Below are 24,531 nucleotides of genomic sequence, written 5' to 3' on the forward strand. Positions count from 1 at the left end.
AAGCCATCAGTTTTTTAGTTCCGGTATTATGGCAATAATAGCCACAGATGGAAGCGCGGGAGGCATCGCTTTTGATGGCGCACTTTCATCTCATTCTGAGTATGGTGCTTTCACCTGCCAGTGGATTAATGTCTGCTGGCTTTTTTCTTTTCCCTGTGGTTTCTTCTACGCTTCTTATTTGTCATTTTTTCGCCTCTTCCATCCAGGAAGGATCAAAGTATGAAATCGCTGCTGACCCGTCGTCGTCGCATCAATCCGGTTTATGTCGCTTTTATGGCAGTCTCTTTTATGGTTGGCATCGCCGGTGCCTTGCAGGCTCCGACCCTGAGCCTGTTTCTCAGCCGCGAAGTGGAAGTCCGGCCGTTCTGGGTTGGGCTGTTTTATACCGTTAATGCCATTGCCGGAATTGCGGTAAGCCTGCTACTGGCGAAGCGATCTGACAGCCGTGGCGATCGGCGGATGCTGATTCTGTTTTGCTGCCTGATGGCGCTGCTGAATGCGTTGCTGTTTGCTTTTAATCGTCACTATCTGACGCTGATTACCGCCGGCGTTTTTCTTTCGGCGCTGGCCAGCGTGGCGATGCCGCAGATTTTTGCTCTGGCGCGCGAATATGCCGACAGTTCGGCGCGAGAAGTGGTGATGTTCAGTTCAGTGATGCGCGCCCAGCTGTCGCTGGCATGGGTGATTGGGCCGCCGCTCTCTTTCGCACTGGCGCTGAATTATGGTTTTACCACCATGTTTATCGTGGCCGCCGCGCTGTTTGTTATCTGCCTGGCGCTGATCTGGTTTGCTTTGCCGTCGGTTCCGCGCGTTGAGCAGTCGCCGGAAGTGCTGCTGACGCAAATCAGTGCGTGGAAAGATAAAAATGTGCGCATGTTGTTTATCGCTTCGATGATGATGTGGACCTGTAACACCATGTATATCATCGATATGCCACTGTATATCAGCAGCGTGCTTGGGCTACCCGAACGACTGGCAGGCTTACTGATGGGGACGGCCGCCGGGCTGGAGATTCCGGCGATGCTGCTGGCGGGGCACTACGTAAAACGCTTCGGTAAGCGCAATATGATGCTGTTTGCCATTGCTTCAGGCGTGCTGTTTTACCTTGGGCTGGTGCTGTTTCAGTCGCGCACCATGCTGATGGTTATTCAGATCTTTAACGCGGTGTTTATCGGAATTATTGCCGGTATTGGCATGCTCTATTTTCAGGATTTGATGCCGGGCCGTCCCGGCGCGGCAACCACGCTGTTTACCAACAGTATTTCAACCGGCGTGATTCTGGCGGGGATTCTGCAGGGCGCGCTGGCGGAAACCTGGGGGCATTATTCGGTGTACTGGATGACGCTGGCATTATCGCTGGTGGCGCTGGGGCTGTCGATGCGGGTAAAAGATGTCTGAAGGCCTGAGACTGGTCGGGGGCCGTTTTCGGCCCCCGTGCTGAAGCTGTACCGCAGACTGATTAATTCAAAAATGCGGGCTGTCGGGTTTCGTAATCACCAATCTCGGCATCGTGCTGCAAGGTCAGGCCAATACTGTCGAGGCCGTTAATCATGCAGTGACGGCGGAAGCTGTCGATCTCAAAACTGTAGTGCCGATCGCCGGCGATCACTTCCTGCTTTTCCAGATCGACGGTGAAGGCGATGCCCGGATCGGCAGCAACCTTTTTAAACAGCTCATCCACTTGCTCTTCGCTCAGCTTAACCGGCAACAGCTGGTTATTAAATGAGTTGCCGTAAAAGATATCGGCAAAGCTGGGGGCGATCACCGCGTGGAAACCGAAATCAGTCAGTGCCCATGGCGCATGTTCACGTGAAGAGCCACAGCCGAAGTTTTCACGCGCCAGCAGAATGCTGGCACCCTTGAATTCTGGCTTGTTCAGCACAAACTCAGGGTTCGGCTGCTCACCGGCATCATCCAGGTAACGCCAGTCGTTAAACAGGTGCACGCCAAAACCGGTACGCGTGACTTTCTGCAGAAACTGCTTAGGAATGATGGCATCAGTATCGACGTTCGCCGCGTCCAGCGGCGCGACAATCCCGCTGTGCTGAGTAAATTTAGTAGCCATAATCTTGTCCTTAATGCAGTTCGCGGATATCAGTAAAGTGACCGGTGACGGCGGCTGCCGCAGCCATTGCCGGGCTCAGCAGGTGAGTACGTCCACCGCGTCCCTGACGACCTTCAAAGTTACGGTTACTGGTGGAAGCACAGCGTTCGCCCGGATTCAGACGGTCGTTATTCATCGCCAGACACATTGAGCAACCCGGCAGACGCCATTCAAAACCGGCTTCGATAAAGATCTTATCCAGACCTTCCGCTTCCGCCTGCGCTTTAACCGGACCGGAACCCGGTACCACAATCGCCTGCACGCCAGCAGCCACTTTACGCCCTTTGGCAATTTCAGCTGCGGCACGCAGATCTTCAATACGTGAGTTAGTGCAGGAACCAATAAACACTTTATCGATGCGTACGTCAGTCATTTTGATGCCTGGCTGCAAGTCCATATAAGCCAGCGCTTTTTCTGCTGAGGCGCGCTCAACCGGATCGCTGAATGAGGCAGGATTCGGGATCAGCTCATTCACCGCCATGACCTGGCCTGGGTTGGTACCCCAGGTGACTTGCGGTGCGATATCGGCGGCATTCAGCGTAATCACGCTGTCGAACTGCGCATCGCTGTCGGATTTCAGGCTGCGCCAGTAGTCAACGGCGGCGTCCCAGTTGGCGTCTTTCGGCGCGAACTGGCGTCCTTTCAGGTAGTTGAAAGTAATATCGTCCGGTGCGACCAGACCGGCTTTTGCGCCCATCTCAATCGCCATATTACACAGCGTCATACGGCCTTCCATGCTCAGCGCTTCAATCGCCGGGCCACAGAATTCCACCACATGGCCGGTACCGCCTGCGCTACCGGTTTTACCGATAATTGCCAGCACGATATCTTTCGCGGTAATGCCGGTTGCGGCTTCACCAACCACTTCAATCTTCATGGTTTTGGCACGACCCTGCTTCAGCGTTTGGGTAGCCAGTACATGCTCAACTTCCGAGGTGCCGATACCAAATGCCAGCGCGCCGAACGCGCCGTGGGTGGCGGTGTGGGAGTCACCACACACAATCGTCATGCCAGGCAAAGTCATGCCTTGCTCAGGACCAATCACGTGTACGATGCCCTGGAACGGGTGATTCAGGTCGTATAACTGCACGCCAAATTCGGCGCAGTTCTTAATCAGTTCCTGCATCTGGATACGCGCCATCTCGCCAGACGCGTTAATGTCTTTGGTCTGGGTCGAAACGTTATGGTCCATGGTGGCGAAGGTCTTGGACGGCTGACGGACTTTGCGTCCGTGCGCGCGCAGACCATCGAACGCCTGTGGTGAAGTGACTTCGTGCACTAAATGGCGATCGATATACAGCAGTGGCGTTTCGTTTGGTGCTTCGTGGACGACATGTGCATCAAATAACTTCTGGTATAATGTTTTGCTCATTTTATTATTTTTCCTCGGTGATGAACCGGGCGATTATGGAACCCATTTCATCAGTGCTGATTGCCTGTCCGTCACCCGCTAAGTCGCTGGTGCGGAAACCTTCTTCCAGCGCACGGTTAATTGCGCGCTCAATGGCGTCTGCCGCTTCATCTGCATTAAGGCTGTAGCGCAGCAGCAGTGACAGCGAGAGAATTTGCGCAATCGGGTTGGCAATATTTTTACCGGCAATATCCGGCGCCGAGCCGCCAGCAGGTTCATACAAGCCAAAGCCCTGTTCGTTCAGGCTGGCGGAAGGCAGCATGCCCATCGAACCGGTGATCATCGCGCATTCATCCGACAGAATGTCACCAAACAGGTTAGAACAAAGCAGCACGTCAAACTGTGACGGATCTTTAATCAGCTGCATGGTGGCGTTATCGATGTACATATGGCTCAGCTGCACATCCGGATACTCTTTACCAATTTCACTAACGATTTCGCGCCACATTACCGAGGTCTGCAAGACGTTAGCTTTATCGATGGAAGTTACTTTACTGCGACGTTTACGCGCTGACTCGAAAGCGATGCGGGCAATACGTTCGATTTCGAAACGGTGATAAACCTCGGTGTCGAAGGCGCGTTCGTGCATACCGCTGCCTTCACGGCCTTTTGGCTGACCAAAATAGATGCCGCCGGTCAGTTCACGTACGCACAGAATATCAAAGCCGTTATCGGCGATATCACGACGCAGCGGGCAGAATGCTTCCAGACCTTTATACAGGCTGGCCGGGCGCAGGTTGCTGAACAGTTTGAAATGCTTACGCAGCGGCAGTAATGCGCCGCGCTCAGGCTGTTCGGCCGGCGGTAAATGTTCCCATTTTGGGCCGCCAACAGAGCCAAACAGAATCGCGTCAGCCTGCTCACAGCCAGCAACGGTGGCCGCTGGCAGCGGAGCGCCGTGACGATCGATGGCGATACCGCCGACGTCATATTCGCTGGTAGTGATGCGCATCGCAAAGCGCTGACGAATGGCGTCCATAACCTTTGACGCCTGCGCCATGACTTCCGGTCCAATGCCGTCACCCGGCAATACAGCGATATGATAAGACTTAGACATGTTTACACCGTTTCCTTTTGCTCTTTGTTCTTCGATTTACGTTGTAATTCTTGCTCGACCTGACGTGCGCGCCAGATATTGTTCAGGGCGTTGATCATCGCCTGGGCCGATGACTCAACGATATCGGTCGCCAGACCAATGCCGTGGAATTTACGGCCATTATAGTTAACCACGATATCCACCTGGCCCAGCGCATCTTTACCGTGACCTTTGGCGGTCAGCTGATATTTCACCAGTTCGATATCAAATTCAGTGATGCGGTTGATTGCCTGATAGACGGCATCCACCGGGCCGTTACCGGTCGCGGCTTCAGATTTCTCTTCGTCACCGCAGCCCAGACGTACTGAAGCCGTTGCGGTGATACTGGAGCCGGACTGCACGTTAAACTCTTGCAGCTGGAAATGTTCCGGCTCTTCATTTTGTTTGTTGATAAACGCCAGCGCTTCCAGGTCGTAATCGAATACCTGGCCTTTTTTATCCGCCAGCTTCAGAAATGCGTCGTACAGTGCATCCAGGCTGTAGTCGGCTTCTTTATAGCCCATCTCTTCCATACGGTGTTTAACCGCTGCGCGACCGGAGCGAGAGGTCAGATTCAGCTGAACTTTGTGCAGACCGATCGATTCTGGCGTCAGGATTTCGTAGTTTTCACGGTTTTTCAGCACGCCATCCTGGTGAATACCGGAGGAGTGGGCGAAGGCGTTGGAGCCGACCACCGCTTTGTTCGCCGGAATCGGCATATTACAGATCTGGCTGACAATCTGGCTGGTGCGGTAGATTTCCTGATGCTGAATGTTGGTATGCACATTCATAATCTGGCTGCGGGTTTTAATCGCCATAATCACTTCTTCCAGCGCACAGTTACCGGCGCGCTCGCCCAGACCGTTCAGCGTACCTTCAACCTGACGGGCGCCAGCCTGAATTGCCGCGATAGAATTACCGACCGCCATACCCAAATCGTCGTGGGTATGCACTGACAGGATGGCTTTGTCGATATTGGGCACGCGGGCAATCAGTGAAGAGATGATATTGCTGTATTCATCTGGCAGGGTATAACCGACGGTATCCGGGATGTTAATTGTGGTGGCACCGGCATTAATTGCTGCTTCAACCACCCGACACAGATCGTCAATCGGCGTGCGGCCACCATCTTCGCAGGAAAATTCCACGTCATCAGTGTAGTTACGTGCCCGTTTTATCATGCGTACTGCACGATCAATCACTTCCGGCAAAGTGCTGCGCAGCTTAGTAGCGATATGCATTGGCGAAGTTGCCAGGAAGGTGTGGATACGATAAGCATCAGCAATGCGCAGTGACTCATACGCGGCGTCGATATCTTTCTCTACGCAGCGTGCCAGCGCACAAACCCGGCTGTTTTTAATCTGGCGCGCAATGGTCTGCACGGATTCGAAATCGCCTGGTGAGGAGACCGGGAAACCGACTTCCATCACATCAACGCCCATGCGCTCCAGCGCCAGCGCGATTTGCAGTTTTTCTTTCACACTCAGACTGGCCTGTAATGCCTGTTCACCATCACGCAGAGTGGTATCGAAAATAATAATTTGTGAGCTCATCGTAATCGTCCTTCCTGAAAGCTGCCGTTTTTGCTACGAGCATAAAAAAACCCGCGCATCGGCGCGGGTTTTTTAAGTTTTGCAAGTCTGAATCAGTGATTGATTCCGCCCACAAGCCTACCGCGCATATTGGATGCGTTTAGTAGTAGACCGAGTAGGCGGTTAGTACGAATCATTGAATCAAACTCCGTAATTTTTGTGTTGCTAATATTGATACGTGGTTCAGCCGTTAATGTCAACCTTCTGACTGCGATCAATTCCAGCTCGGCGTCAGACGGGCTGAGTAAAATATTCTGCAGTTATTTATGTTGGCAGAGGAATGGCAAAGCATAAGAAAAAATCAGGATGACATACTGTATAAAATCAAGTGATTGCAAATAAGGTATTGTGTATAACTTATTGATAGTTATTGTTTTTGTGTTGGCTGTTGCTGGATTCATTTAACAGCCTAAAGTGATTATCGCTGGAGAATTATAGCGTCGCTTAATCAAAGGTCAGCAGATATAACTATAAATACGCGCACCTTTGAAAGGCTTGTCTCTGATTAAGCATGAGTTAATTTTAAGAAGAATTAGATCGCACTGTTCAGGCTATTTCCCGCAGCATAAACCGCTTTTGTTTAGCGACTCTTTTAGTGGAATTGTCGAGGCTATTCACTTTCCTCCAGCTGCTTAATTTCGTCATTATTCCAGGCGTGAACGTTTGGTGTTTGCCTGCTAACTTTTTCGCGGTTATGGTAACCACACAACTCTAACGAGAAATCAGCAAGGGCCTCGCGACCCTGTACCTGGGTTGTGGAAATGATTTCCACCGCCTGAGAATAAAACACAAGGTTCTGACTTCCTCTGGCATCGTCTGCGCGACGCTCCACTTTGTCGCGCAGCGCAAATGACAAGAACTGAGTCAGTGGAATCAGCACCTTAAGCCTGGAGGCAAGAAATGGAGATGTTGTCAGGAGCCGAGATGGTGGTCCGGTCGTTAATCGATCAGGGCGTAAAGCATGTGTTCGGTTATCCGGGCGGAGCGGTACTCGATATTTATGACGCTCTGCAAACGGTCGGTGGTGTTGACCATGTGCTGGTGCGCCATGAGCAGGGCGCGGTGCATATGGCCGATGGCTACGCGCGTGCCACCGGTGAAGTCGGTGTGGTGCTGGTGACGTCCGGTCCTGGTGCCACCAATGCGATTACCGGTATTGCTACCGCTTATATGGATTCGATTCCGATGGTGGTGCTGTCAGGTCAGGTAGCCTCGTCGCTGATTGGTTACGATGCCTTCCAGGAGTGCGATATGGTCGGTATTTCACGTCCAATCGTCAAACACAGCTTCCTGGTGAAACACACCGAAGATATTCCTGGCGCGATTAAAAAAGCCTTCTGGCTGGCGTCCAGCGGTCGCCCTGGCCCGGTGGTTATCGATCTGCCAAAAGATATTCTTAATCCGGCCAACAAACTGCCTTACGCCTGGCCCGAATCGGTCAGCATGCGCTCTTATCACCCGACCACTCAGGGTCATAAAGGGCAGATCAAACGCGCATTAAATAGCTTACTAGCGGCGAAAAAGCCGGTTATTTATGCCGGTGGCGGCGTAATCAATTCAGCCTGTCACGATGAGCTGCGCGAGATTGCGGAGAAACTCAATCTGCCGGTGACCACTTCCCTGATGGGGCTGGGGGCTTTTCCGGCCACGCACCGTCAGTCTGTTGGCATGCTCGGTATGCACGGCACCTATGAAGCCAATATGACGATGCATAACGCTGACGTTATCTTCGCCGTTGGCGTGCGTTTCGACGATCGCACCACCAATAATCTGGCGAAATATTGCCCGAATGCCACGGTGTTACATATCGATATCGACCCGACGTCGATTTCGAAAACCGTTGCCGCCGATGTGCCGATTGTCGGTGATGCGAAGCAGGTGCTGGAGCAGATGCTGGAACTGCTGGCGCAATCCGATGCGACGCAGAACTTTGATAACCTGCGCGACTGGTGGCAGAGCATCGATCAGTGGCGTTCTCGTCAGTGCCTGGAGTTCGATCGCACCAGCGATAAAATCAAGCCACAAGCGGTGATCGAGACCATTTGTCGTCTGACGCACGGTGATGCTTATGTAACTTCCGACGTTGGTCAGCATCAGATGTTTGCCGCGCTTTACTACCAGTTTGATAAGCCGCGTCGCTGGATCAACTCCGGTGGGCTGGGCACCATGGGCTTTGGCCTGCCCGCTGCACTGGGCGTTAAGTTGGCGCTGCCGAATGAAACCGTGGTCTGCGTGACTGGCGATGGCAGTATTCAGATGAATATTCAGGAGCTGTCGACCGCGCTGCAATATGGCCTGCCGGTGCTGGTTCTGAATCTGAACAACCGCTACCTTGGTATGGTGAAGCAGTGGCAGGATATGATCTATTCCGGACGCCATTCGCAATCCTATATGGAATCACTGCCTGATTTTGTGCGCCTGGCGGAAGCCTATGGTCACGTTGGCGTGGCGATTAACCATCCGCAAGAGCTGGAAGAGAAACTGACACACGCGCTGGAAGAATTGGCAAAAGGGCGTCTGGTATTTGTTGATGTTAATGTCGACGGTACCGAGCACGTTTACCCGATGCATATTCGCGGCGGTGGTATGGACGAGATGTGGCTGAGCAAAACGGAGAGGACATAATTATGCGTCGCATTTTATCAGTATTGCTGGAGAACGAGTCCGGCGCATTGTCCCGCGTGGTTGGCCTGTTTTCCCAGCGCGGTTACAACATTGAAAGCCTGACGGTGGCACCGACCGATGATCCGACGCTCTCACGCATGACGATTCAGACCGTCGGTGATGAGAAAGTGCTGGAGCAGATTGAGAAGCAACTGCACAAGCTGGTGGATGTACTGCGGGTCAGCGAGCTGTGCAAAGGATCGCATGTTGAGCGTGAAATCATGCTGGTGAAGATTCAGGCCAGCGGTTACGGTCGTGAGGAAGTGAAGCGCAGCACGGAAATTTTCCGTGGGCAAATCATCGATGTGACGCCTGCGCTTTACACGGTTCAGCTGGCAGGTACCAGTGACAAGCTCGATGCCTTCCTGAATACCGTACGTGAAGTCGCGGAAATTGTTGAAATCGCGCGCTCGGGTATCGTTGGTGTGTCGCGCGGTGGTGACCGCATTCTGCGCTGATATCCTGCTGTACCGTGCCGTATTTATCATCAACCCGACTTCGGTCGGGTTTTTTTATGGCTTATATCAATCTGGCTTAAGCGTCCGGCGGCTAAAAACTTTTGTTAATCAGAGCCGCTAAGTCGATGAAAAGCGGTTGCTCACCGCTGTTTTCTGCTGTTAGATGTAACAAATCTCTTATCCATGGCTACGATATGGCTATTAACAGCGCGGTCGTAGCGACAGAAGTGTGGGGTTATTGTGAAACTGGATGAAATTGCGCGCCTTGCCGGTGTGTCGCGCACGACGGCCAGCTATGTCATTAATGGCAAAGCTAAGCAGTATCGTGTCAGCGACAAGACCGTCGAAAAAGTGATGGCAGTGGTGCGTGAGCATAATTACCATCCCAATGCGGTCGCTGCGGGACTGCGTGCAGGACGCACGCGCTCAATAGGACTGGTTATTCCCGATCTGGAGAATACCAGCTACACGCGTATTGCGAACTATCTTGAGCGCCAGGCGCGTCAGCGTGGTTATCAGCTGCTGATTGCCTGTTCTGAAGATTTGCCGGAAAACGAGATGCGCTGTATTGAGCATCTGCTCCAGCGTCAGGTCGATGCGATTATCGTTTCCACTGCTCTGCCGCCAGAACATCCGTTTTATCAGCGCTGGATTAACGATCCGCTGCCAATCATTGCGCTGGATCGCGCGCTGGACCGTGAACACTTTACCAGTGTGGTCGGTGCCGACCAGGATGATGCCGAGATGCTGGCCGCCGAATTACGCAAGCTGCCGGTCAACAATGTGCTGTTTCTTGGCGCGCTGCCGGAGCTTTCGGTCAGCTTCTTACGCGAGATGGGTTTCCGCCAGGCGTGGGAAGGCGATCCGCGTAATATCGACTTTATTTATGCCAATAGCTACGAACGTACCGCCGCGGCGGCACTGTTTGAAAACTACCTGAATGAACATCCGATGCCTGATGCGCTGTTCACCACCTCATTTGGTCTGTTGCAGGGCGTGATGGATGTGACGCTGAAACGTGAAGGACGCTTGCCAATTGATCTGGCGATTGCCACCTTTGGCGATCATGAACTGCTCGATTTTCTTGAGTGTCCGGTGTTGGCGGTAGGGCAACGCCACCGTGATGTGGCGGAACGCGTGCTGGAGCTGGTACTGGCCAGTCTCGACGAACCAAGAAAACCGAAACCAGGTTTAACCCGTATCCGGCGTAATTTGTTCCGACGCGGGAAGTTAAATCGTAAGGTAATCTGAATTGAAGGCAGCGCAGGCTGCCTTTTTTACATCTATTAATATTTTTACTGAAATTTAAATTTACACAGGCAATCTGCCTGAGAATTCAAAATGCTGGTGAAAGTTTAAGGTAAATTATAGTAAGTATTGAAAATAACCCTCATAACGACTGAATTCGTCACCCTGAATAAGCTGGGGTTTCTCGCTGCCTTCAGGCACCATGCGGCTACAGCCCACTGTGCAAGCTCTCAGAAATACCCTAAAATGCAGACCGGCTCGCAAAGTTTGCAGGTTAATTTAATCCCACCTGGGCTGCTATATTTTTGAGCATAATTTAATTTAACGTGATTTTTTTGTCATTATTCATCGGCTTATTTTTTTGTTTTGGTTCAGGCAGGCTTTTTTTTTAACTTTCCTTCCTTTTCTTCCTCTCAGAAATAATGCCTTCAGGCTGGTACTGCGGCTTGACAATGTTTTCCTTCGCTCCGTAAACTCTTTTAGTGGGAATTTGTGGTGTAAAGTGGTGAGAAGGGGTAATTCGGGGGTGAGACTGGCATGTTCCGTGGGGCAACGTTAGTCAATCTCGACAGTAAAGGCCGGCTTGCCGTGCCAACGCGCTATCGCGAAACGCTGATCGGGGAATCCGAGGGGCAAATGGTGTGTACCATTGACCTCCACCAGCCGTGCCTGTTGCTTTATACCTTACCCGAATGGGAAATCATTGAACAAAAGCTGTCTCGCTTGTCCAGCATGAACCCTGCCGAACGTCGCGTTCAGCGACTGTTATTGGGTCATGCCAGCGAGTGCCAGATGGATAATGCAGGTCGGTTACTGCTGGCGAATACCCTTCGTCAACATGCGAACCTCACTAAAGAAGTGATGCTGGTTGGACAGTTCAACAAGTTTGAACTGTGGGATGAACAGACCTGGTATCAACAAGTCAAGGATGATATTGACGCTGAGCAGTCGACGCAGGAACCGTTATCTGATCGATTGCAGGATTTGTCGTTATAGCTATGCAGGATAATTTTAAACATACCACGGTGCTGTTAGATGAGGCGGTAAATGGCCTCAACCTCAAGGATAACGGCATCTATATTGATGGCACGTTCGGGCGCGGAGGACATTCGCGCCTGATTCTTTCCCAACTTGGAGAACAGGGCCGTCTCTACGCCATTGATCGTGATCCGCAGGCTATCGCAGCCGCTGCAGAAATAACCGATCCCCGTTTTAACATCATTCATGGCCCATTCTCTGCGCTGGCAGAGTATGTGGAAGAGCGGGGATTAACCGGCAAGATCGACGGTATCTTACTGGATCTCGGCGTCTCATCGCCGCAGCTTGATGATGCTGAACGCGGTTTTTCGTTTATGCGTGACGGGCCACTGGATATGCGTATGGACCCAACGCGCGGTCACTCAGCAGCAGAATGGTTGTTGCAGGCTGAAGAGAGCGATATTGCTTTTGTGCTGAAGACTTTCGGTGAAGAGCGTTTTGCCAAACGTATTGCGCGCGCCATCGTCGAACGCAATCGCGAACAGCCAATGACGCGCACTAAAGAGCTGGCCGATGTGATTTACGCGGCTACTCCGGTCAAAGACAAGTTTAAGCATCCGGCTACCCGCAGCTTCCAGGCGATTCGCATCTGGGTTAACAGCGAGCTGGAAGAGATTGAACTGGCGCTGAAAGGCGCACTGATCGCGCTGGCGCCGTCAGGACGCTTATCGGTAATTAGCTTTCACTCGCTGGAAGACCGCATTGTGAAGCGCTTTATGCGTGAACAAAGCCGAGGCCCGCAGGTTCCGGCCGGTATTCCTATGACCGAAGCGCAGCTGGCCAGCCTCGGTGGTCGTCAGCTGAAGGCGCTGGGCAAGATGATGCCGGGCGAAGCTGAGGTGGGTGAAAATCCACGCGCCCGCAGTTCAGTATTGCGTATCGCAGAAAGGACCGCCTCGTGATTGGCAATGAGCGCCACAGCTTACCCGGTGTTATCGGTGGCGATCTGCTCCGTCACGGAAAGATTCCGTTAATCCTGGTGGTTGCGGTGCTGGTTTCAGCGGTTCTGGTGGTAACAACTGCCCATAAGACCCGCCTGCTGACCGCGCAGCGTGAACAGTTAGTACTGGAGCGGGATGCGCTGGACATTGAGTGGCGCAACCTGATTCTGGAAGAAAATGCCCTGGGCGATCATAGCCGGGTTGAGCGCACGGCCACCGAGAAGCTGCAGATGCAGCATGTCGATCCGGCGCAGGAAAATATAGTGGTACAGCAATAATAAGGAACCACGGACTCAATGAAAGCTGCAACCAAGACGCTTAAATTGAAAAAACAGGAAGATCAGGCCAGCTTTGTAAGCTGGCGTTTTGCGTTGCTGTGCGGTTGTATTTTACTGGCTCTGACTGGCTTACTGCTGCGGGTGGCTTATCTGCAGGTGATCAACCCGGACAAGCTGGTGCGTGAAGGTGATATGCGCTCGCTGCGCGTGCAGGCAGTGCCTACCGCGCGCGGAATGATCAGCGATCGCGCCGGGCGTCCGTTAGCGGTCAGCGTGCCGGTAAACGCCATTTGGGCCGATCCGAAAGTGTTGCATGAACATGGCGGCGTTACCCTCGACAGCCGCTGGAAAGCGCTGTCCGATGCGCTGTCTATTCCGCTCGATCAGCTGGCGAGCCGCGTAAATGCCAACCCAAAAGGGCGTTTTGTCTATCTGGCGCGCCAGGTTAATCCGGCGATTGGCGACTACATCAAAAAACTGAAACTGCCGGGCATTTATTTGCGCGAAGAGTCGCGTCGTTACTATCCCGCCGGGCAGGTCACCTCACATCTGATTGGCTTTACCAATATCGACGGTCAGGGTATCGAAGGGGTAGAGAAGAGCTTCGATAAATGGCTGACTGGCCAGCCCGGTGAACGTACCGTGCGTAAAGACCGCTATGGCCGGGTAATTGAAGATATCTCCTCGGTGGACAGCCAGGCCGCACATAACCTGGCGTTAAGCATTGATGAGCGCTTGCAGGCGCTGGTCTATCGCGAGCTGAACAATGCCGTGGCGTTTAACAAAGCCGAATCCGGTACTGCGGTGCTGGTGGATGTGAATACCGGCGAAGTGCTGGCGATGGCGAACAGCCCGGCTTATAACCCGAATAACCTCAGCGGTACGCCAAAAGACGTCATGCGTAACCGTGCCATCACCGACATCTTCGAACCCGGTTCAACGGTGAAGCCGATGGTGGTGATGACTGCGCTGCAACGTGGCGTGGTGAAAGAGAATACCGTCCTGAATACCGTGCCGTACCGCGTTAATGGTCATGAGATCAAAGACGTGGCGCGCTACAGCGAATTGACCCTGACCGGGGTTTTGCAGAAATCGAGTAACGTCGGTGTTTCAAAGCTGGCGTTAGCGATGCCATCCTCAGCGTTAGTAGATACTTACGCGCGCTTTGGATTGGGTAAGGCGACCAATTTGGGGTTGGTCGGAGAAAGCAGTGGCTTATATCCTCAAAAACAACGGTGGTCTGACATAGAGAGGGCCACCTTCTCTTTCGGCTACGGGCTAATGGTAACGCCGTTACAGTTAGCGCGAGTCTACGCAACGATTGGCAGCTATGGCATCGCTCGTCCGCTGTCGATTACCAAAGTTGACCCGCCGGTTAATGGCGAGCGCGTCTTCCCTGAAGACCTGGTGAAAACCGTGGTGCATATGATGGAAAGCGTGGCATTGCCGGGCGGCGGTGGCGTAAAAGCGGCAATTAAAGGTTATCGCATAGCGATTAAGACCGGTACCGCGAAAAAAGTCGGCCCGGATGGTCGCTACGTCAATAAATACATTGCTTATACCGCAGGCGTTGCGCCTGCGAGCCATCCTCGTTTTGCACTGGTGGTGGTGATTAACGATCCACAGGCCGGTAAATATTATGGTGGTGCGGTTTCTGCGCCGGTGTTTGGTGCCATCATGGGCGGTGTATTACGCACCATGAACATCGAGCCGGATGCGCTGCCGACCACGGATAAGAACGATGTGGTACTTAACAAGAAAGAGGGATCAGGTGGCAGATCGTAACTTGCGCGACTTACTGGCTCCATGGGTGCCCGGTGCACCGGAGCGCCCGCTTCGTGAAATGACACTGGATAGCCGCCAGGCGGCATCCGGCGATCTGTTTGTGGCGGTTGCCGGCCATCAGGCCGATGGGCGACGTTTTATCCCGCAAGCTATCGCGCAGGGTGTGGCTGCGGTGATTGCTGAAGCCGAAGGCGTCGCAGAAGATGGTGATATCGTCGAAATGCACGGCGTGCCGGTGATTTATCTGGCACAGCTGCCACAGCGTTTATCGGCGCTGGCCGGGCGCTTTTATCAGCAACCGGGCGAGCAACTGCGCCTGATTGGCGTGACCGGAACCAACGGTAAAACGACTACCACCCAGCTGCTGGCGCAGTGGGCCAATCTGCTGGGTGAAACCGGCGCGGTAATGGGTACCGTCGGTAACGGCCTGTATGGTCAGCTGGTGTCGACTGAAAACACCACTGGCTCTGCGGTGGATGTTCAGCACGTGCTGCACTCCCTGGTGGAAAAGGGCGCGACCGTCGCCGCCATGGAAGTCTCCTCACACGGGCTGGTACAGCATCGCGTTGCGGCGCTGCCATTTGCCGCTGCCGCATTTACTAATCTCAGTCGCGATCACCTGGATTACCATGGTGATATGACGCGTTATGAAGCCGCCAAATGGCTGCTGTTCTCTGAGCATCAGGTCGGCCAGATGATTATCAATGCAGATGACGAAGTCGGTTACCGCTGGTTACTTAACCTGCCGGATGCCGTTGCCGTCACCATGCAAAACAATCTGCAGCCGGGTTGCCGTGGTCGCTGGCTGAAAGCCACCGAGATTAATTATCACGACAACGGTGCCTCAATTACCTTCGAATCCAGCTGGGGTAATGGCGTTATCGACAGCCGCCTGATGGGCGCGTTTAACGTCAGTAATCTGCTGGTGGCGCTGGCGACCTTACTGTCGCTGGGCTACCCGCTGGACGGCCTGATCGCTACCGGTAATCAGTTACAGCCAGTTTGTGGCCGCATGGAAGTGTTCAATGCGCCAGGCAAGGCAACGGTAGTGGTGGATTATGCTCACACGCCGGACGCGCTGGAAAAAGCACTGGAAGCGGCGCGACTGCACTGTAAAGGTCAGCTGTGGTGTGTGTTCGGCTGTGGCGGCGATCGTGATAAAGGTAAACGCCCACTAATGGGCGCGATTGCCGAGCAGTTCTCCGACGTGGTGGTGATTACTGATGACAACCCGCGCGGTGAAGAACCTGCGGCAATTGTCGAAGGTATTCTTTCCGGCTTACTCGATGCAGGCCGCGCACGGGTAGTGCACGGGCGTGCGCAAGCGGTCACTAACGTCATTATGCAGGCGCAGGAAGATGACGTGGTGCTGGTTGCCGGTAAAGGCCACGAAGATTATCAGTTGGTCGGCAATCGCCGACTGGATTACTCCGATCGTGTGACGGTCGCCCGCTTACTGGGAGTGGTGGCATGATCGCCCTTTCTCTGCAGCAGCTGGCCGACATTACCGCAGGTAAGCTGCACGGCGGCGACCTGAATTTTGCTGAGGTCACCACCGACACGCGCAAAGTGTCTGCGGGCGCGCTATTTATCGCGCTGCAAGGCGAACGCTTTGATGCCCATAAGTTTGTTGCTGATGCCATTACGAATGGCGCGGCAGCTTTGCTGGTAAGTAAGCACTTACCGGTGGCGGTGCCGCAGGTGGTGGTTAATGACACACGTATTGCGCTGGGTCAGCTGGCGGGCTGGGTACGCCAGCAGAGCACGGCCCGTGTGGTGGCACTGACCGGTTCGTCCGGCAAGACTTCGGTAAAAGAGATGACCGCGGCGATTCTGCGCGTTTGCGGTGAGACGCTGTATACCGCCGGTAATCTGAATAACGACATCGGCGTGCCGCTGACGCTGTTACGCCTGACGCCGGAGCACCAGTTTGCGGTGATTGAGCTGGGTGCTAACCATCAGGGTGAAATTGCCTACACCACCGATTTGACCCGTCCGGAAACCGCGCTGGTGAATAACCTCGCCGCGGCGCATCTGGAAGGGTTTGGTTCGCTGGCAGGCGTTGCGAAAGCCAAAGGCGAAATTTTCGAAGGCCTGTCAGCAACCGGCACCGCCATTATCAATGCTGACAGCAATGACTGGCCGCACTGGCAGAACCACCTGCACCATAAAACGCTGTGGCGTTTCTCGGTTGAGTCGCAGCCAGACAGCGATTTCTATGCCAGCAATATTCGTTTCAGCACCCAGGGCACGCAGTTCACCCTGCATACGCCAGCAGGGGCAGCGGAAATCACGCTGCCGCTGCCTGGTCGTCACAATATCGCTAACGCGCTGGCTGCTGCTGCACTGGCGCTGTCGGTTGATGCGCCTCTTGACGCGATTCAGCAAGGGTTAGCCTCACTGAAAGCGGTGCCGGGGCGTTTATTCCCGGTAGCGTTAAACGCCACGCAGTTGCTGATTGATGACAGCTATAACGCCAACGTTGGCTCGATGACCGCCGCCGCACAGGTGCTGGCAGAAATGCCCGGTTACCGCGTGATGGTGGTAGGTGATATGGGTGAACTGGGCGCAGAAGCCGTTGAGTGCCATCGTGAGGTGGGGGACGCGGCGCGTCTGGCAGGCATCGATCGGGTATTGAGTGTCGGTACGCTGAGTAAAGGTATCAGCGAGGCCAGCGGTGTTGGCGAGCATTTTAATGATAAGCCAGCGCTGATCGCACGTTTATCAGCGCTGCTGTCCGAGCATCAAGAGTTAACCATTTTAGTTAAAGGTTCACGTAGTGCCGCCATGGAGCAGGTAGTACAGGCCTTAAAGGAGAAAGGAACATGTTAGTCTGGCTGGCCGAACATTTGGTCGCTTTTTATTCTGGCTTTAACGTCTTTTCCTATTTGACGTTTCGCGCCATCGTCAGCCTGCTGACCGCGCTGTTCCTCTCGTTGTGGATGGGACCGCGCCTGATCGCGTATCTGCAAAAATTACAAATTGGTCAGGTGGTGCGTAACGACGGTCCGGAGTCGCATTTCAGCAAGCGCGGCACGCCGACGATGGGCGGCATTATGATCCTCACGTCGATTACCATTTCGGTACTGATGTGGGCCTATCCGTCGAATCCGTATGTCTGGTGCGTGCTGTTTGTACTGGTGGGTTACGGCATTGTCGGCTTTATTGATGACTACCGCAAAGTAGTACGTAAAGACACTAAAGGATTAATCGCCCGCTGGAAATATTTCTGGCAGTCGGTGATTGCGCTGGCGGTTGCTTTTGTGATGTACGCCATCGGCAAAGATACCCCGGCCACCGAGCTGGTGGTGCCGTTCTTTAAAGACATCATGCCGCAGCTTGGTTTGCTGTATCTGCTGCTGGCCTATTTTGTGATTGTTGGTACCAGTAATGCGGTCAACCTGACCGACGGGCTGGATGGTCTGGCAATTATGCCGACGGTGTTTGTGGCTGCGGGCTTTGCGCTGGTGGCCTGGGCAACCGGTAACGTTAATTTTGCCGCCTACTTACATATTCCTTATCTGCGTCATGCCGGTGAGCTGGTGATTGTTTGTACCGCCATTGTCGGTGCCGGTCTGGGCTTCTTATGGTTCAACACCTATCCGGCGCAGGTATTTATGGGTGACGTCGGCTCGCTGGCGCTGGGCGGCGCGCTCGGCACGATTGCCGTGCTGCTGCGTCAGGAGTTTCTGCTGGTGATTATGGGTGGGGTGTTTGTGGTTGAAACCCTGTCGGTCATTCTGCAGGTGGGATCGTTTAAGCTGCGCGGACAACGTATTTTCCGCATGGCGCCGATTCACCACCACTATGAACTGAAAGGCTGGCCGGAGCCGCGCGTGATTGTGCGCTTCTGGATTATTTCACTGATGCTGGTGCTGATTGGCCTGGCAACACTGAAGGTGCGTTAATCATGGCAGACTATCAGGGTAGAAAAGTCGTCATTATCGGGTTGGGCCTGACCGGCCTGTCCTGTGTTGATTTCTTTTTAGCGCAAGGCGTTACGCCACGCGTGATGGATACCCGACTGTCACCGCCAGGCCTCGATAAGCTGCCGGAAACGGTGGAGCGTCATTTAGGCTCGCTCGATGATGGCTGGTTGCAGGCCGCCGATTTGATTATTGCCAGCCCGGGTATGGCGCTGGCACATCCTTCTTTAATGGATGCCGCCGCGGCGGGAGTTGAGATTATCGGTGATATCGAGCTGTTTTGCCGCGAAGCGAAAGCACCGATCGTGGCGATTACCGGCTCTAACGGTAAAAGCACCGTCACCACGCTGGTAGGTGAGATGGCGAAAGCCGCTGGCTGGGCAGTGGGTGTCGGCGGAAATATTGGTTTACCGGCGCTGACGTTACTGCAGCACCCGGCGCAGCTGTATGTACTGGAACTGTCAAGCTTTCAGCTGGAGACCACCCACAGTCTGAAAGCGGCGGCGGCGACCATCCTCAATGTTACTGAGGACCATATGGACCGCTATCCGCTCGGTTTGCAGCAGTATCGCGCCGCGAAGTTACGTATTTATGAAAATGCCGCAGTATGCGTGGTTAATGCCGATGACGCGCTGACCATGCCGGTGCGCGGGGCGGATAAGCGCTGCATCAGCTTTGGCGCTGACGTCGGTGATTATCATCTTAACCGTCAGCAGGGCAGCACCTGGCTGCGTGCGGATGGTGAAAAAGTATTGAATGCCGATGAGATGCATCTTGTCGGGCAGCATAATTACACCAATGCGCTGGCCGCGCTGGCGCTGGCAGATGCCGTTGGCCTGCCGCGTGCAACCAGCCTGAAAGCGTTGACCACTTTCAGCGGTCTGGCGCACCGTTTCCAGCTTGCATGGCAGCATAACGGCGTGCGCTGGATTAACGATTCTAAAGCGACCAATGTCGGCAGTACTGAAGCGGCGCTGAATGGCTTGCAGGTTCAGGGCACGCTGTGGCTGCTGTTGGGCGGTGACGGTAAATCAGCCGACTTCAGCCCGCTGGCGCGCTATCTGCAAGGCGATAACGTGCGGGTGTACTGCTTCGGACGTGACGCTGCCGCACTGGCAGACTTACGCCCTGAAATTTCAGTACGCACCGAGACCCTGCAGCAGGCGATGGAACAGATTGCTGTCCAGCTGCAGCCGGGCGATATGGTGCTGCTGTCGCCGGCTTGTGCCAGCCTCGATCAGTTCCGTAACTTTGAACAGCGTGGCGATCTGTTTGTGCAACTGGCTAAGGAGCTTGGCTGATGCGTTTTCCTGGTCTGAGCCTTGCTGGCGGCATTTCTCATCGTCTGAAAGATTGGGTGATGGGATCGCGTGAAAAAGACGCCTCGTCAATGGTGCTGTATGACCGCACGTTGCTGTGGCTGACTTTTGGTCTGGCGATTATCGGTTTTGTGATGGTGACATCGGCATCGATGCCGGTGGGTCAGCGTTTGTCAGAAGATCCGTTCTTCTTTGCCAAGCGTGAAGCATTCTATCTGCTGCTGGCGTTTGGCATGGCGCTGGTGACACTGCGGGTGCCAATGGAAGTCTGGCAGCGTTACAGCAACATTATGCTGGTGGCCTCGGTAGTGATGCTGTTGATTGTGCTGGTCGTCGGTAGCTCGGTCAACGGCGCATCGCGCTGGATTGCCCTTGGGCCGCTACGTATCCAGCCAGCAGAGTTATCGAAGCTGTCATTGTTCTGCTATCTCGCCAGCTATCTGGTGCGCAAGGTAGAGGAAGTCCGTCACAACTTCTGGGGATTCTGTAAGCCGATGGGCGTAATGGTGGTGCTGGCGGTGTTACTGCTGGCACAGCCTGACCTCGGTACGGTGGTGGTGCTGTTTGTTACTACGCTGGCGATGCTGTTCCTGGCTGGGGCGAAGTTATGGCAATTTCTGGCAATTATCGGCTCGGGGATTTTTGCCGTTTGCTTGCTGATTATTGCTGAACCGTACCGTATGCGCCGCGTCACTTCCTTCTGGGATCCATGGGAAGATCCTTTCGGCAGCGGCTACCAGCTGACCCAGTCGCTGATGGCGTTTGGTCGCGGTGAGTTCTGGGGCCAGGGCTTAGGTAATTCAGTACAAAAACTGGAGTATTTACCGGAAGCGCATACCGACTTCATTTTCTCGATTATCGGGGAAGAACTGGGTTATATCGGTGTGGTTTTTGCCCTGTTAATGGTATTCTTCGTCGCTTTTCGTGCGATGTCGATTGGCCGCCGGGCATTAGAGCTTGACCAGCGTTTTTCCGGCTTTTTAGCCTGTTCGATTGGCGTGTGGTTTAGCTTCCAGGCGTTGGTTAACGTCGGTGCTGCCGCGGGCATGCTGCCGACCAAAGGTCTGACGCTGCCGCTGATCAGTTACGGTGGTTCCAGTCTGATTATTATGTCGACGGCTATCGTACTGTTATTGCGTATTGATTATGAAACGCGTCTGGCAAAAGCGCAGGCGTTTACACGAGGTGCCCGATGAGTGGTAAGCGACTGATGGTGATGGCTGGCGGAACCGGTGGGCATGTATTCCCCGGGCTGGCAGTAGCACACCATCTGATGGAGCAAGGCTGGCAGGTTCGCTGGCTTGGCACCGCAGACCGAATGGAAGCGGATCTGGTTCCCAAACACGGCATCGAGATTGATTTTATTCGCATCACCGGCCTGCGCGGCAAAGGTGTGAAAGCTCTGTTACTGGCACCGATGCGCATTTTCTCCGCCTGGCGTCAGGCGCGGGCGATTTTGAAAGCGTATCAGCCAGACGTGGTGCTGGGGATGGGCGGCTATGTCTCCGGTCCCGGCGGGTTGGCGGCCTGGAGTTGCGGTATCCCGGTGGTGCTGCATGAACAAAATGGTATTGCCGGACTGACCAATAAATGGCTGTCCAAAATTGCCAAAAAAGTGCTGCAGGCGTTTCCAGGTGCGTTTCCGAATGCCGATGTGGTTGGCAACCCGGTGCGTACCGACGTGCTGGCGCTGCCGTTACCCGGCGAGCGACTGGCCGGGCGTGAAGGCCCGATTCGTGTGTTAGTGATCGGCGGTAGCCAGGGCGCGCGAATACTGAACCAGACGCTGCCCCAGGTCGCGGCGAAAATGGCTGATGGCATCACGCTCTGGCATCAGACCGGCAAAGGCGCGCTGGATAGCGTGCGAAAGGCTTATCAGGACGTCGGGCAAACGCAGCATAAAGTCACCGAGTTTATCGATGATATGGCTGCGGCCTACGCCTGGGCTGATGTGGTGGTGTGTCGTTCGGGCGCGTTAACCGTCAGCGAAATCGCTGCCGCCGGTTTACCAGCGATTTTTGTGCCGTTTCAGCATAAAGATCGTCAGCAGTACTGGAATGCACTGCCGCTGGAGCAAGCGGGTGCAGCCAAAATTTTTGAGCAGCCGCAGTTTACGGCGGATGTGGTGGCAGAAACGCTGGCAGGCTGGGATCGCCCAACGCTGCTGCTGATGGCTGAAAAGGCACGCGCAGCGTCGATTCCGGACGCGACACAACGCGTCGCTGACGCCGTCGCCGCCACGGCATTATAAATATGATTTTCAGGGGCCGGATCAACACGGCTCGCAACAGGCAGAAAAGATGAATACACAACAATTGGCGAAACTGCGTTTAATGGTGCCCGAGATGCGTCGCGTCCGGCACATTCACTTTGTCGGCATCGGTGGTGCTGGCATGGGCGGTATTGCCGAAGTGTTGGCCAACGAAGGTTATGAGATTAGTGGTTCTGATTTAGCGCCGAACCCGGTTACCCAGCATCTGGCGGCCCTTGGCGTCACCATTTATTTTAACCATCGCCCGGAAAACGTCAGTGACGCCAGCGTAGTGGTGGTGTCGACGGCAGTTTCTCAGGATAACCCGGAGATCGTTGCCGCACGTGAGGCCCGTATCCCGGTGATCCGCCGTGCTGAAATGCTGGCTGAACTGATGCGCTACCGTCACGGTATTGCGGTTGCCGGTACGCACGGTAAAACCACCACCACGGCGATGGTTTCCAGTATTTATGCTGAAGGTGGCCTGGACCCGACTTTTGTTAACGGTGGTCTGGTTAAAGCGGCGGGCACGCATGCTCGCCTGGGCAGCAGCCGTTATCTGATTGCCGAAGCGGATGAGAGCGACGCGTCGTTCCTGCATCTGCAACCGATGGTGGCGATTGTCACCAATATTGAAGCCGACCATATGGATACTTACCAGGGCGACTTCGAAAATCTGAAGCAGACGTTTATTAACTTCCTGCATAACCTGCCGTTTTATGGTCGTGCAGTAATGTGTATTGATGATGCCGTTATCCGCGACTTGCTGCCGCGGGTTGGCCGTCAGGTGACGACTTACGGTTTCAGTGATGATGCTGACGTGCGTATCGAAAATTATCAGCAGCACGGTGCTCAGGGCCATTTCACGCTGGTGCGCCACGATAAGCCGTTAATGAACGTCACGCTTAACGCACCAGGCCGACATAACGCGCTGAATGCTGCCGCTGCTGTAGCAGTGGCCAGTGAAGAAGGCATTGAGGATGAAGATATTCTCAGCGCGCTGGAGAGCTTCCAGGGCACTGGCCGCCGCTTCGACTTCCTCGGCGAATACCCGCTGGCTAACGTCAACGGTGCTGAAGGTAGCGCGATGCTGGTTGATGACTACGGTCATCACCCAACCGAAGTCGATGCGACGATTAAAGCGGCACGCGCCGGCTGGCCAGATAAGAAACTGGTCATGATTTTCCAGCCGCACCGTTATACGCGTACCCGTGATCTGTACGACGATTTTGCCAATGTGCTGTCGCAGGTAGACGTGCTGTTAATGCTGGATGTTTATGCCGCTGGCGAGTCGGCGATCCCGGGTGCTGACAGTCGATCGCTGTGCCGCACCATTCGTGGCCGTGGCAAAGTCGATCCGATCCTGGTTCCCGATCATGACGACGTGCTGGAGATGCTGGCTCCGACTCTGTCAGGCAACGATCTGATCCTGGTTCAGGGTGCCGGCAACGTAGGTAAAATCGCCCGTAAACTGGCGGATAACAAGTTACAACCGCAAATCACTAATGGAGAAGAACATCATGGCTGAGAAAGTAGCGGTATTGCTGGGTGGGACCTCCGCAGAACGTGATGTGTCTTTGCTTTCAGGCAGTGCGGTTCTGGCAGGGTTGCAGCAGGCGGGTATTAACGCGCATGCTGTCGATATTCGTGACTTTTCGCCAATGCGCCTGAAAGAAGAAGGTTTTGCCAAAGCGTTTATCGCTCTGCATGGCCGTGGCGGGGAAGACGGGACGTTACAGGGGCTGCTGGAGTTTCTGCAAATTCCTTACACCGGCAGCGGCGTGATGGCTTCGGCCATCACCATGGATAAGATGCGCACCAAACTGCTGTGGCAGGGCGCGGGTCTGCCAGTGTCACCGTATGTGGTGATTAACCGTCAGCAGATGAATGCTGGGGTGACGGGCGAACTGGCTGAACGCATCGCCGCGCTGGGTATGCCGGTGTTTGTGAAACCAAGTTGCGAAGGTTCCAGCGTCGGTATCTCGCGTGTTAATCAGCCTGCTGATCTGCCAGCAGCGCTGGAAGAAGCGTTCCGTCATGATGACGAAGTGCTGGTTGAGAAATTTTTAAGTGGCCCTGAGTACACGGTGGCGATTGTCGGCGAAGACATTCTGCCGTCGATTCGTATTCAGCCGGCCAGTGATTTTTATGATTATCAGGCCAAGTACATCTCTGATGATACTGAGTACTTCTGCCCAAGCGGCCTGACCGCCGAACGCGAAGCCGAATTAAGCGCGTTGGTGATGGATGCGTGGCGTGCGCTGGGTTGCAGCGGCTGGGGTCGGGTTGATGTAATGATGGATAGCGAAGGCGCTTTCTGTCTGCTGGAGGTTAATACCTCGCCGGGCATGACCAGCCATAGTCTGGTACCGATGGCAGCGAAGCAGGCAGGTCTCTCTTTCTCGCAGCTGGTAACCCGTATTCTGGAGCTGGCTGACTGA

Annotated in this window: 22 protein-coding genes; 16 read left to right on the forward strand and 6 right to left on the reverse strand. The window is 54.3% G+C overall.

Features of this window, described 5'->3' with window-relative positions; all coding sequences use genetic code 11:
• Positions 1-219 precede the first annotated feature (219 nt).
• Positions 220-1,398, forward strand: a complete 1,179-nt coding sequence (locus RIN69_RS04045) for a sugar efflux transporter (protein ID WP_313855736.1) — start codon at positions 220-222, stop codon at positions 1,396-1,398.
• A 61-nt stretch (positions 1,399-1,459) separates the two neighbouring features.
• Here the strand turns inward: RIN69_RS04045 and leuD are convergent, their stop codons facing one another.
• From leuD to RIN69_RS04070, 6 genes are all read right to left on the reverse strand, one after another.
• Positions 1,460-2,065: a 3-isopropylmalate dehydratase small subunit gene (gene leuD / locus RIN69_RS04050; RefSeq protein WP_313855737.1), complete on the reverse strand. Its 606-nt coding sequence runs from the start codon at positions 2,063-2,065 to the stop codon at positions 1,460-1,462.
• A gap of 10 nt (positions 2,066-2,075) precedes the next feature.
• Positions 2,076-3,476 carry a 3-isopropylmalate dehydratase large subunit gene (leuC, locus tag RIN69_RS04055; RefSeq protein WP_313855738.1) on the reverse strand — a complete coding sequence of 467 codons (1,401 nt, stop codon included), beginning with the start codon at positions 3,474-3,476 and terminating at the stop codon, positions 2,076-2,078.
• A gap of 4 nt (positions 3,477-3,480) precedes the next feature.
• Positions 3,481-4,572: a 3-isopropylmalate dehydrogenase gene (leuB, locus tag RIN69_RS04060; RefSeq protein WP_313855740.1), complete on the reverse strand. Its 1,092-nt coding sequence runs from the start codon at positions 4,570-4,572 to the stop codon at positions 3,481-3,483.
• Between the two features lie 2 nt (positions 4,573-4,574).
• A complete protein-coding gene (leuA, locus tag RIN69_RS04065; protein ID WP_313855742.1) occupies positions 4,575-6,143 on the reverse strand; it encodes a 2-isopropylmalate synthase in 1,569 nt (522 codons plus the stop codon).
• 92 nt (positions 6,144-6,235) lie between these two features.
• Positions 6,236-6,319: a leu operon leader peptide gene (gene leuL, locus RIN69_RS22900; RefSeq protein WP_390902527.1), complete on the reverse strand. Its 84-nt coding sequence runs from the start codon at positions 6,317-6,319 to the stop codon at positions 6,236-6,238.
• A gap of 473 nt (positions 6,320-6,792) precedes the next feature.
• Positions 6,793-7,062, reverse strand: coding sequence for a hypothetical protein (locus RIN69_RS04070; RefSeq protein ID WP_313855743.1), 270 nt, complete (start codon positions 7,060-7,062; stop codon positions 6,793-6,795).
• A 20-nt stretch (positions 7,063-7,082) separates the two neighbouring features.
• On the opposite strand from RIN69_RS04070, the gene ilvI reads away from it, so the two are divergent.
• From ilvI to RIN69_RS04145, 15 genes are all read left to right on the forward strand, one after another.
• The gene (ilvI, locus tag RIN69_RS04075; protein ID WP_313855745.1) at positions 7,083-8,807 is read left to right on the forward strand and encodes an acetolactate synthase 3 large subunit; all 1,725 of its coding nucleotides are present in this window, start codon (positions 7,083-7,085) and stop codon (positions 8,805-8,807) included.
• 2 nt (positions 8,808-8,809) lie between these two features.
• A complete protein-coding gene (gene ilvN, locus RIN69_RS04080; RefSeq protein WP_313855747.1) occupies positions 8,810-9,304 on the forward strand; it encodes an acetolactate synthase small subunit in 495 nt (164 codons plus the stop codon).
• Between the two features lie 240 nt (positions 9,305-9,544).
• Complete coding sequence (gene cra / locus RIN69_RS04085) at positions 9,545-10,555, forward strand: catabolite repressor/activator (RefSeq protein ID WP_313855749.1); 1,011 nt, start codon at positions 9,545-9,547, stop codon at positions 10,553-10,555.
• 534 nt (positions 10,556-11,089) lie between these two features.
• Entirely contained in the window at positions 11,090-11,548 is a 459-nt protein-coding gene (mraZ, locus tag RIN69_RS04090) for a division/cell wall cluster transcriptional repressor MraZ (RefSeq protein ID WP_313855752.1), read from the forward strand.
• A gap of 2 nt (positions 11,549-11,550) precedes the next feature.
• Positions 11,551-12,492, forward strand: coding sequence for a 16S rRNA (cytosine(1402)-N(4))-methyltransferase RsmH (gene rsmH / locus RIN69_RS04095; protein WP_313855754.1), 942 nt, complete (start codon positions 11,551-11,553; stop codon positions 12,490-12,492).
• Entirely contained in the window at positions 12,489-12,809 is a 321-nt protein-coding gene (gene ftsL, locus RIN69_RS04100) for a cell division protein FtsL (protein ID WP_313855755.1), read from the forward strand. Before rsmH ends, ftsL begins: the two co-directional genes overlap by 4 nt.
• 18 nt (positions 12,810-12,827) lie before the next feature.
• Positions 12,828-14,594 (forward strand): peptidoglycan glycosyltransferase FtsI, encoded by a 1,767-nt coding sequence (locus tag RIN69_RS04105; protein ID WP_313855756.1) that lies wholly within the window; start codon positions 12,828-12,830, stop codon positions 14,592-14,594.
• Positions 14,581-16,068 (forward strand): UDP-N-acetylmuramoyl-L-alanyl-D-glutamate--2,6-diaminopimelate ligase, encoded by a 1,488-nt coding sequence (gene murE, locus RIN69_RS04110; protein WP_313855757.1) that lies wholly within the window; start codon positions 14,581-14,583, stop codon positions 16,066-16,068. The genes RIN69_RS04105 and murE overlap by 14 nt, the downstream gene beginning before the upstream one ends.
• On the forward strand, positions 16,065-17,426 hold the full coding sequence (gene murF, locus RIN69_RS04115) for a UDP-N-acetylmuramoyl-tripeptide--D-alanyl-D-alanine ligase (protein WP_313855758.1): 1,362 nt from the start codon (positions 16,065-16,067) through the stop codon (positions 17,424-17,426). The genes murE and murF overlap by 4 nt, the downstream gene beginning before the upstream one ends.
• Positions 17,420-18,502, forward strand: coding sequence for a phospho-N-acetylmuramoyl-pentapeptide-transferase (mraY, locus tag RIN69_RS04120; RefSeq protein WP_313855760.1), 1,083 nt, complete (start codon positions 17,420-17,422; stop codon positions 18,500-18,502). Before murF ends, mraY begins: the two co-directional genes overlap by 7 nt.
• A gap of 2 nt (positions 18,503-18,504) precedes the next feature.
• A complete protein-coding gene (gene murD, locus RIN69_RS04125; RefSeq protein ID WP_313855762.1) occupies positions 18,505-19,821 on the forward strand; it encodes a UDP-N-acetylmuramoyl-L-alanine--D-glutamate ligase in 1,317 nt (438 codons plus the stop codon).
• Complete coding sequence (gene ftsW / locus RIN69_RS04130) at positions 19,821-21,035, forward strand: cell division protein FtsW (RefSeq protein ID WP_313855763.1); 1,215 nt, start codon at positions 19,821-19,823, stop codon at positions 21,033-21,035. Before murD ends, ftsW begins: the two co-directional genes overlap by 1 nt.
• Positions 21,032-22,090, forward strand: coding sequence for an undecaprenyldiphospho-muramoylpentapeptide beta-N-acetylglucosaminyltransferase (gene murG / locus RIN69_RS04135; RefSeq protein ID WP_313855764.1), 1,059 nt, complete (start codon positions 21,032-21,034; stop codon positions 22,088-22,090). The genes ftsW and murG overlap by 4 nt, the downstream gene beginning before the upstream one ends.
• Before the next feature lie 49 nt (positions 22,091-22,139).
• On the forward strand, positions 22,140-23,618 hold the full coding sequence (gene murC, locus RIN69_RS04140; protein ID WP_313855766.1) for a UDP-N-acetylmuramate--L-alanine ligase: 1,479 nt from the start codon (positions 22,140-22,142) through the stop codon (positions 23,616-23,618).
• A complete protein-coding gene (locus tag RIN69_RS04145; protein ID WP_313855767.1) occupies positions 23,611-24,531 on the forward strand; it encodes a D-alanine--D-alanine ligase in 921 nt (306 codons plus the stop codon). The genes murC and RIN69_RS04145 overlap by 8 nt, the downstream gene beginning before the upstream one ends.

The sequence above is a fragment of the Winslowiella toletana genome (assembly GCF_032164335.1).
GTDB classification, from domain to species: domain Bacteria; phylum Pseudomonadota; class Gammaproteobacteria; order Enterobacterales; family Enterobacteriaceae; genus Erwinia; species Erwinia toletana_A.

What these genes read in the sequence shown, in the direction of transcription:
- RIN69_RS04045 (WP_313855736.1), top strand. Translation starts at nt 220, where the DNA reads ATGAAATCGCTGCTGACCCGTCGTCGTCGCATCAATCCGGTTTATGTC.
- leuD (WP_313855737.1), bottom strand. Translation starts at nt 2,065, where the DNA reads ATGGCTACTAAATTTACTCAGCACAGCGGGATTGTCGCGCCGCTGGAC.
- leuC (WP_313855738.1), bottom strand. Translation starts at nt 3,476, where the DNA reads ATGAGCAAAACATTATACCAGAAGTTATTTGATGCACATGTCGTCCAC.
- leuB (WP_313855740.1), bottom strand. Translation starts at nt 4,572, where the DNA reads ATGTCTAAGTCTTATCATATCGCTGTATTGCCGGGTGACGGCATTGGA.
- leuA (WP_313855742.1), bottom strand. Translation starts at nt 6,143, where the DNA reads ATGAGCTCACAAATTATTATTTTCGATACCACTCTGCGTGATGGTGAA.
- leuL (WP_390902527.1), bottom strand. Translation starts at nt 6,319, where the DNA reads ATGATTCGTACTAACCGCCTACTCGGTCTACTACTAAACGCATCCAAT.
- ilvI (WP_313855745.1), top strand. Translation starts at nt 7,083, where the DNA reads ATGGAGATGTTGTCAGGAGCCGAGATGGTGGTCCGGTCGTTAATCGAT.
- ilvN (WP_313855747.1), top strand. Translation starts at nt 8,810, where the DNA reads ATGCGTCGCATTTTATCAGTATTGCTGGAGAACGAGTCCGGCGCATTG.
- mraZ (WP_313855752.1), top strand. Translation starts at nt 11,090, where the DNA reads ATGTTCCGTGGGGCAACGTTAGTCAATCTCGACAGTAAAGGCCGGCTT.
- rsmH (WP_313855754.1), top strand. Translation starts at nt 11,551, where the DNA reads ATGCAGGATAATTTTAAACATACCACGGTGCTGTTAGATGAGGCGGTA.
- RIN69_RS04105 (WP_313855756.1), top strand. Translation starts at nt 12,828, where the DNA reads ATGAAAGCTGCAACCAAGACGCTTAAATTGAAAAAACAGGAAGATCAG.
- murF (WP_313855758.1), top strand. Translation starts at nt 16,065, where the DNA reads ATGATCGCCCTTTCTCTGCAGCAGCTGGCCGACATTACCGCAGGTAAG.
- mraY (WP_313855760.1), top strand. Translation starts at nt 17,420, where the DNA reads ATGTTAGTCTGGCTGGCCGAACATTTGGTCGCTTTTTATTCTGGCTTT.
- murD (WP_313855762.1), top strand. Translation starts at nt 18,505, where the DNA reads ATGGCAGACTATCAGGGTAGAAAAGTCGTCATTATCGGGTTGGGCCTG.
- ftsW (WP_313855763.1), top strand. Translation starts at nt 19,821, where the DNA reads ATGCGTTTTCCTGGTCTGAGCCTTGCTGGCGGCATTTCTCATCGTCTG.
- murG (WP_313855764.1), top strand. Translation starts at nt 21,032, where the DNA reads ATGAGTGGTAAGCGACTGATGGTGATGGCTGGCGGAACCGGTGGGCAT.
- murC (WP_313855766.1), top strand. Translation starts at nt 22,140, where the DNA reads ATGAATACACAACAATTGGCGAAACTGCGTTTAATGGTGCCCGAGATG.
- RIN69_RS04145 (WP_313855767.1), top strand. Translation starts at nt 23,611, where the DNA reads ATGGCTGAGAAAGTAGCGGTATTGCTGGGTGGGACCTCCGCAGAACGT.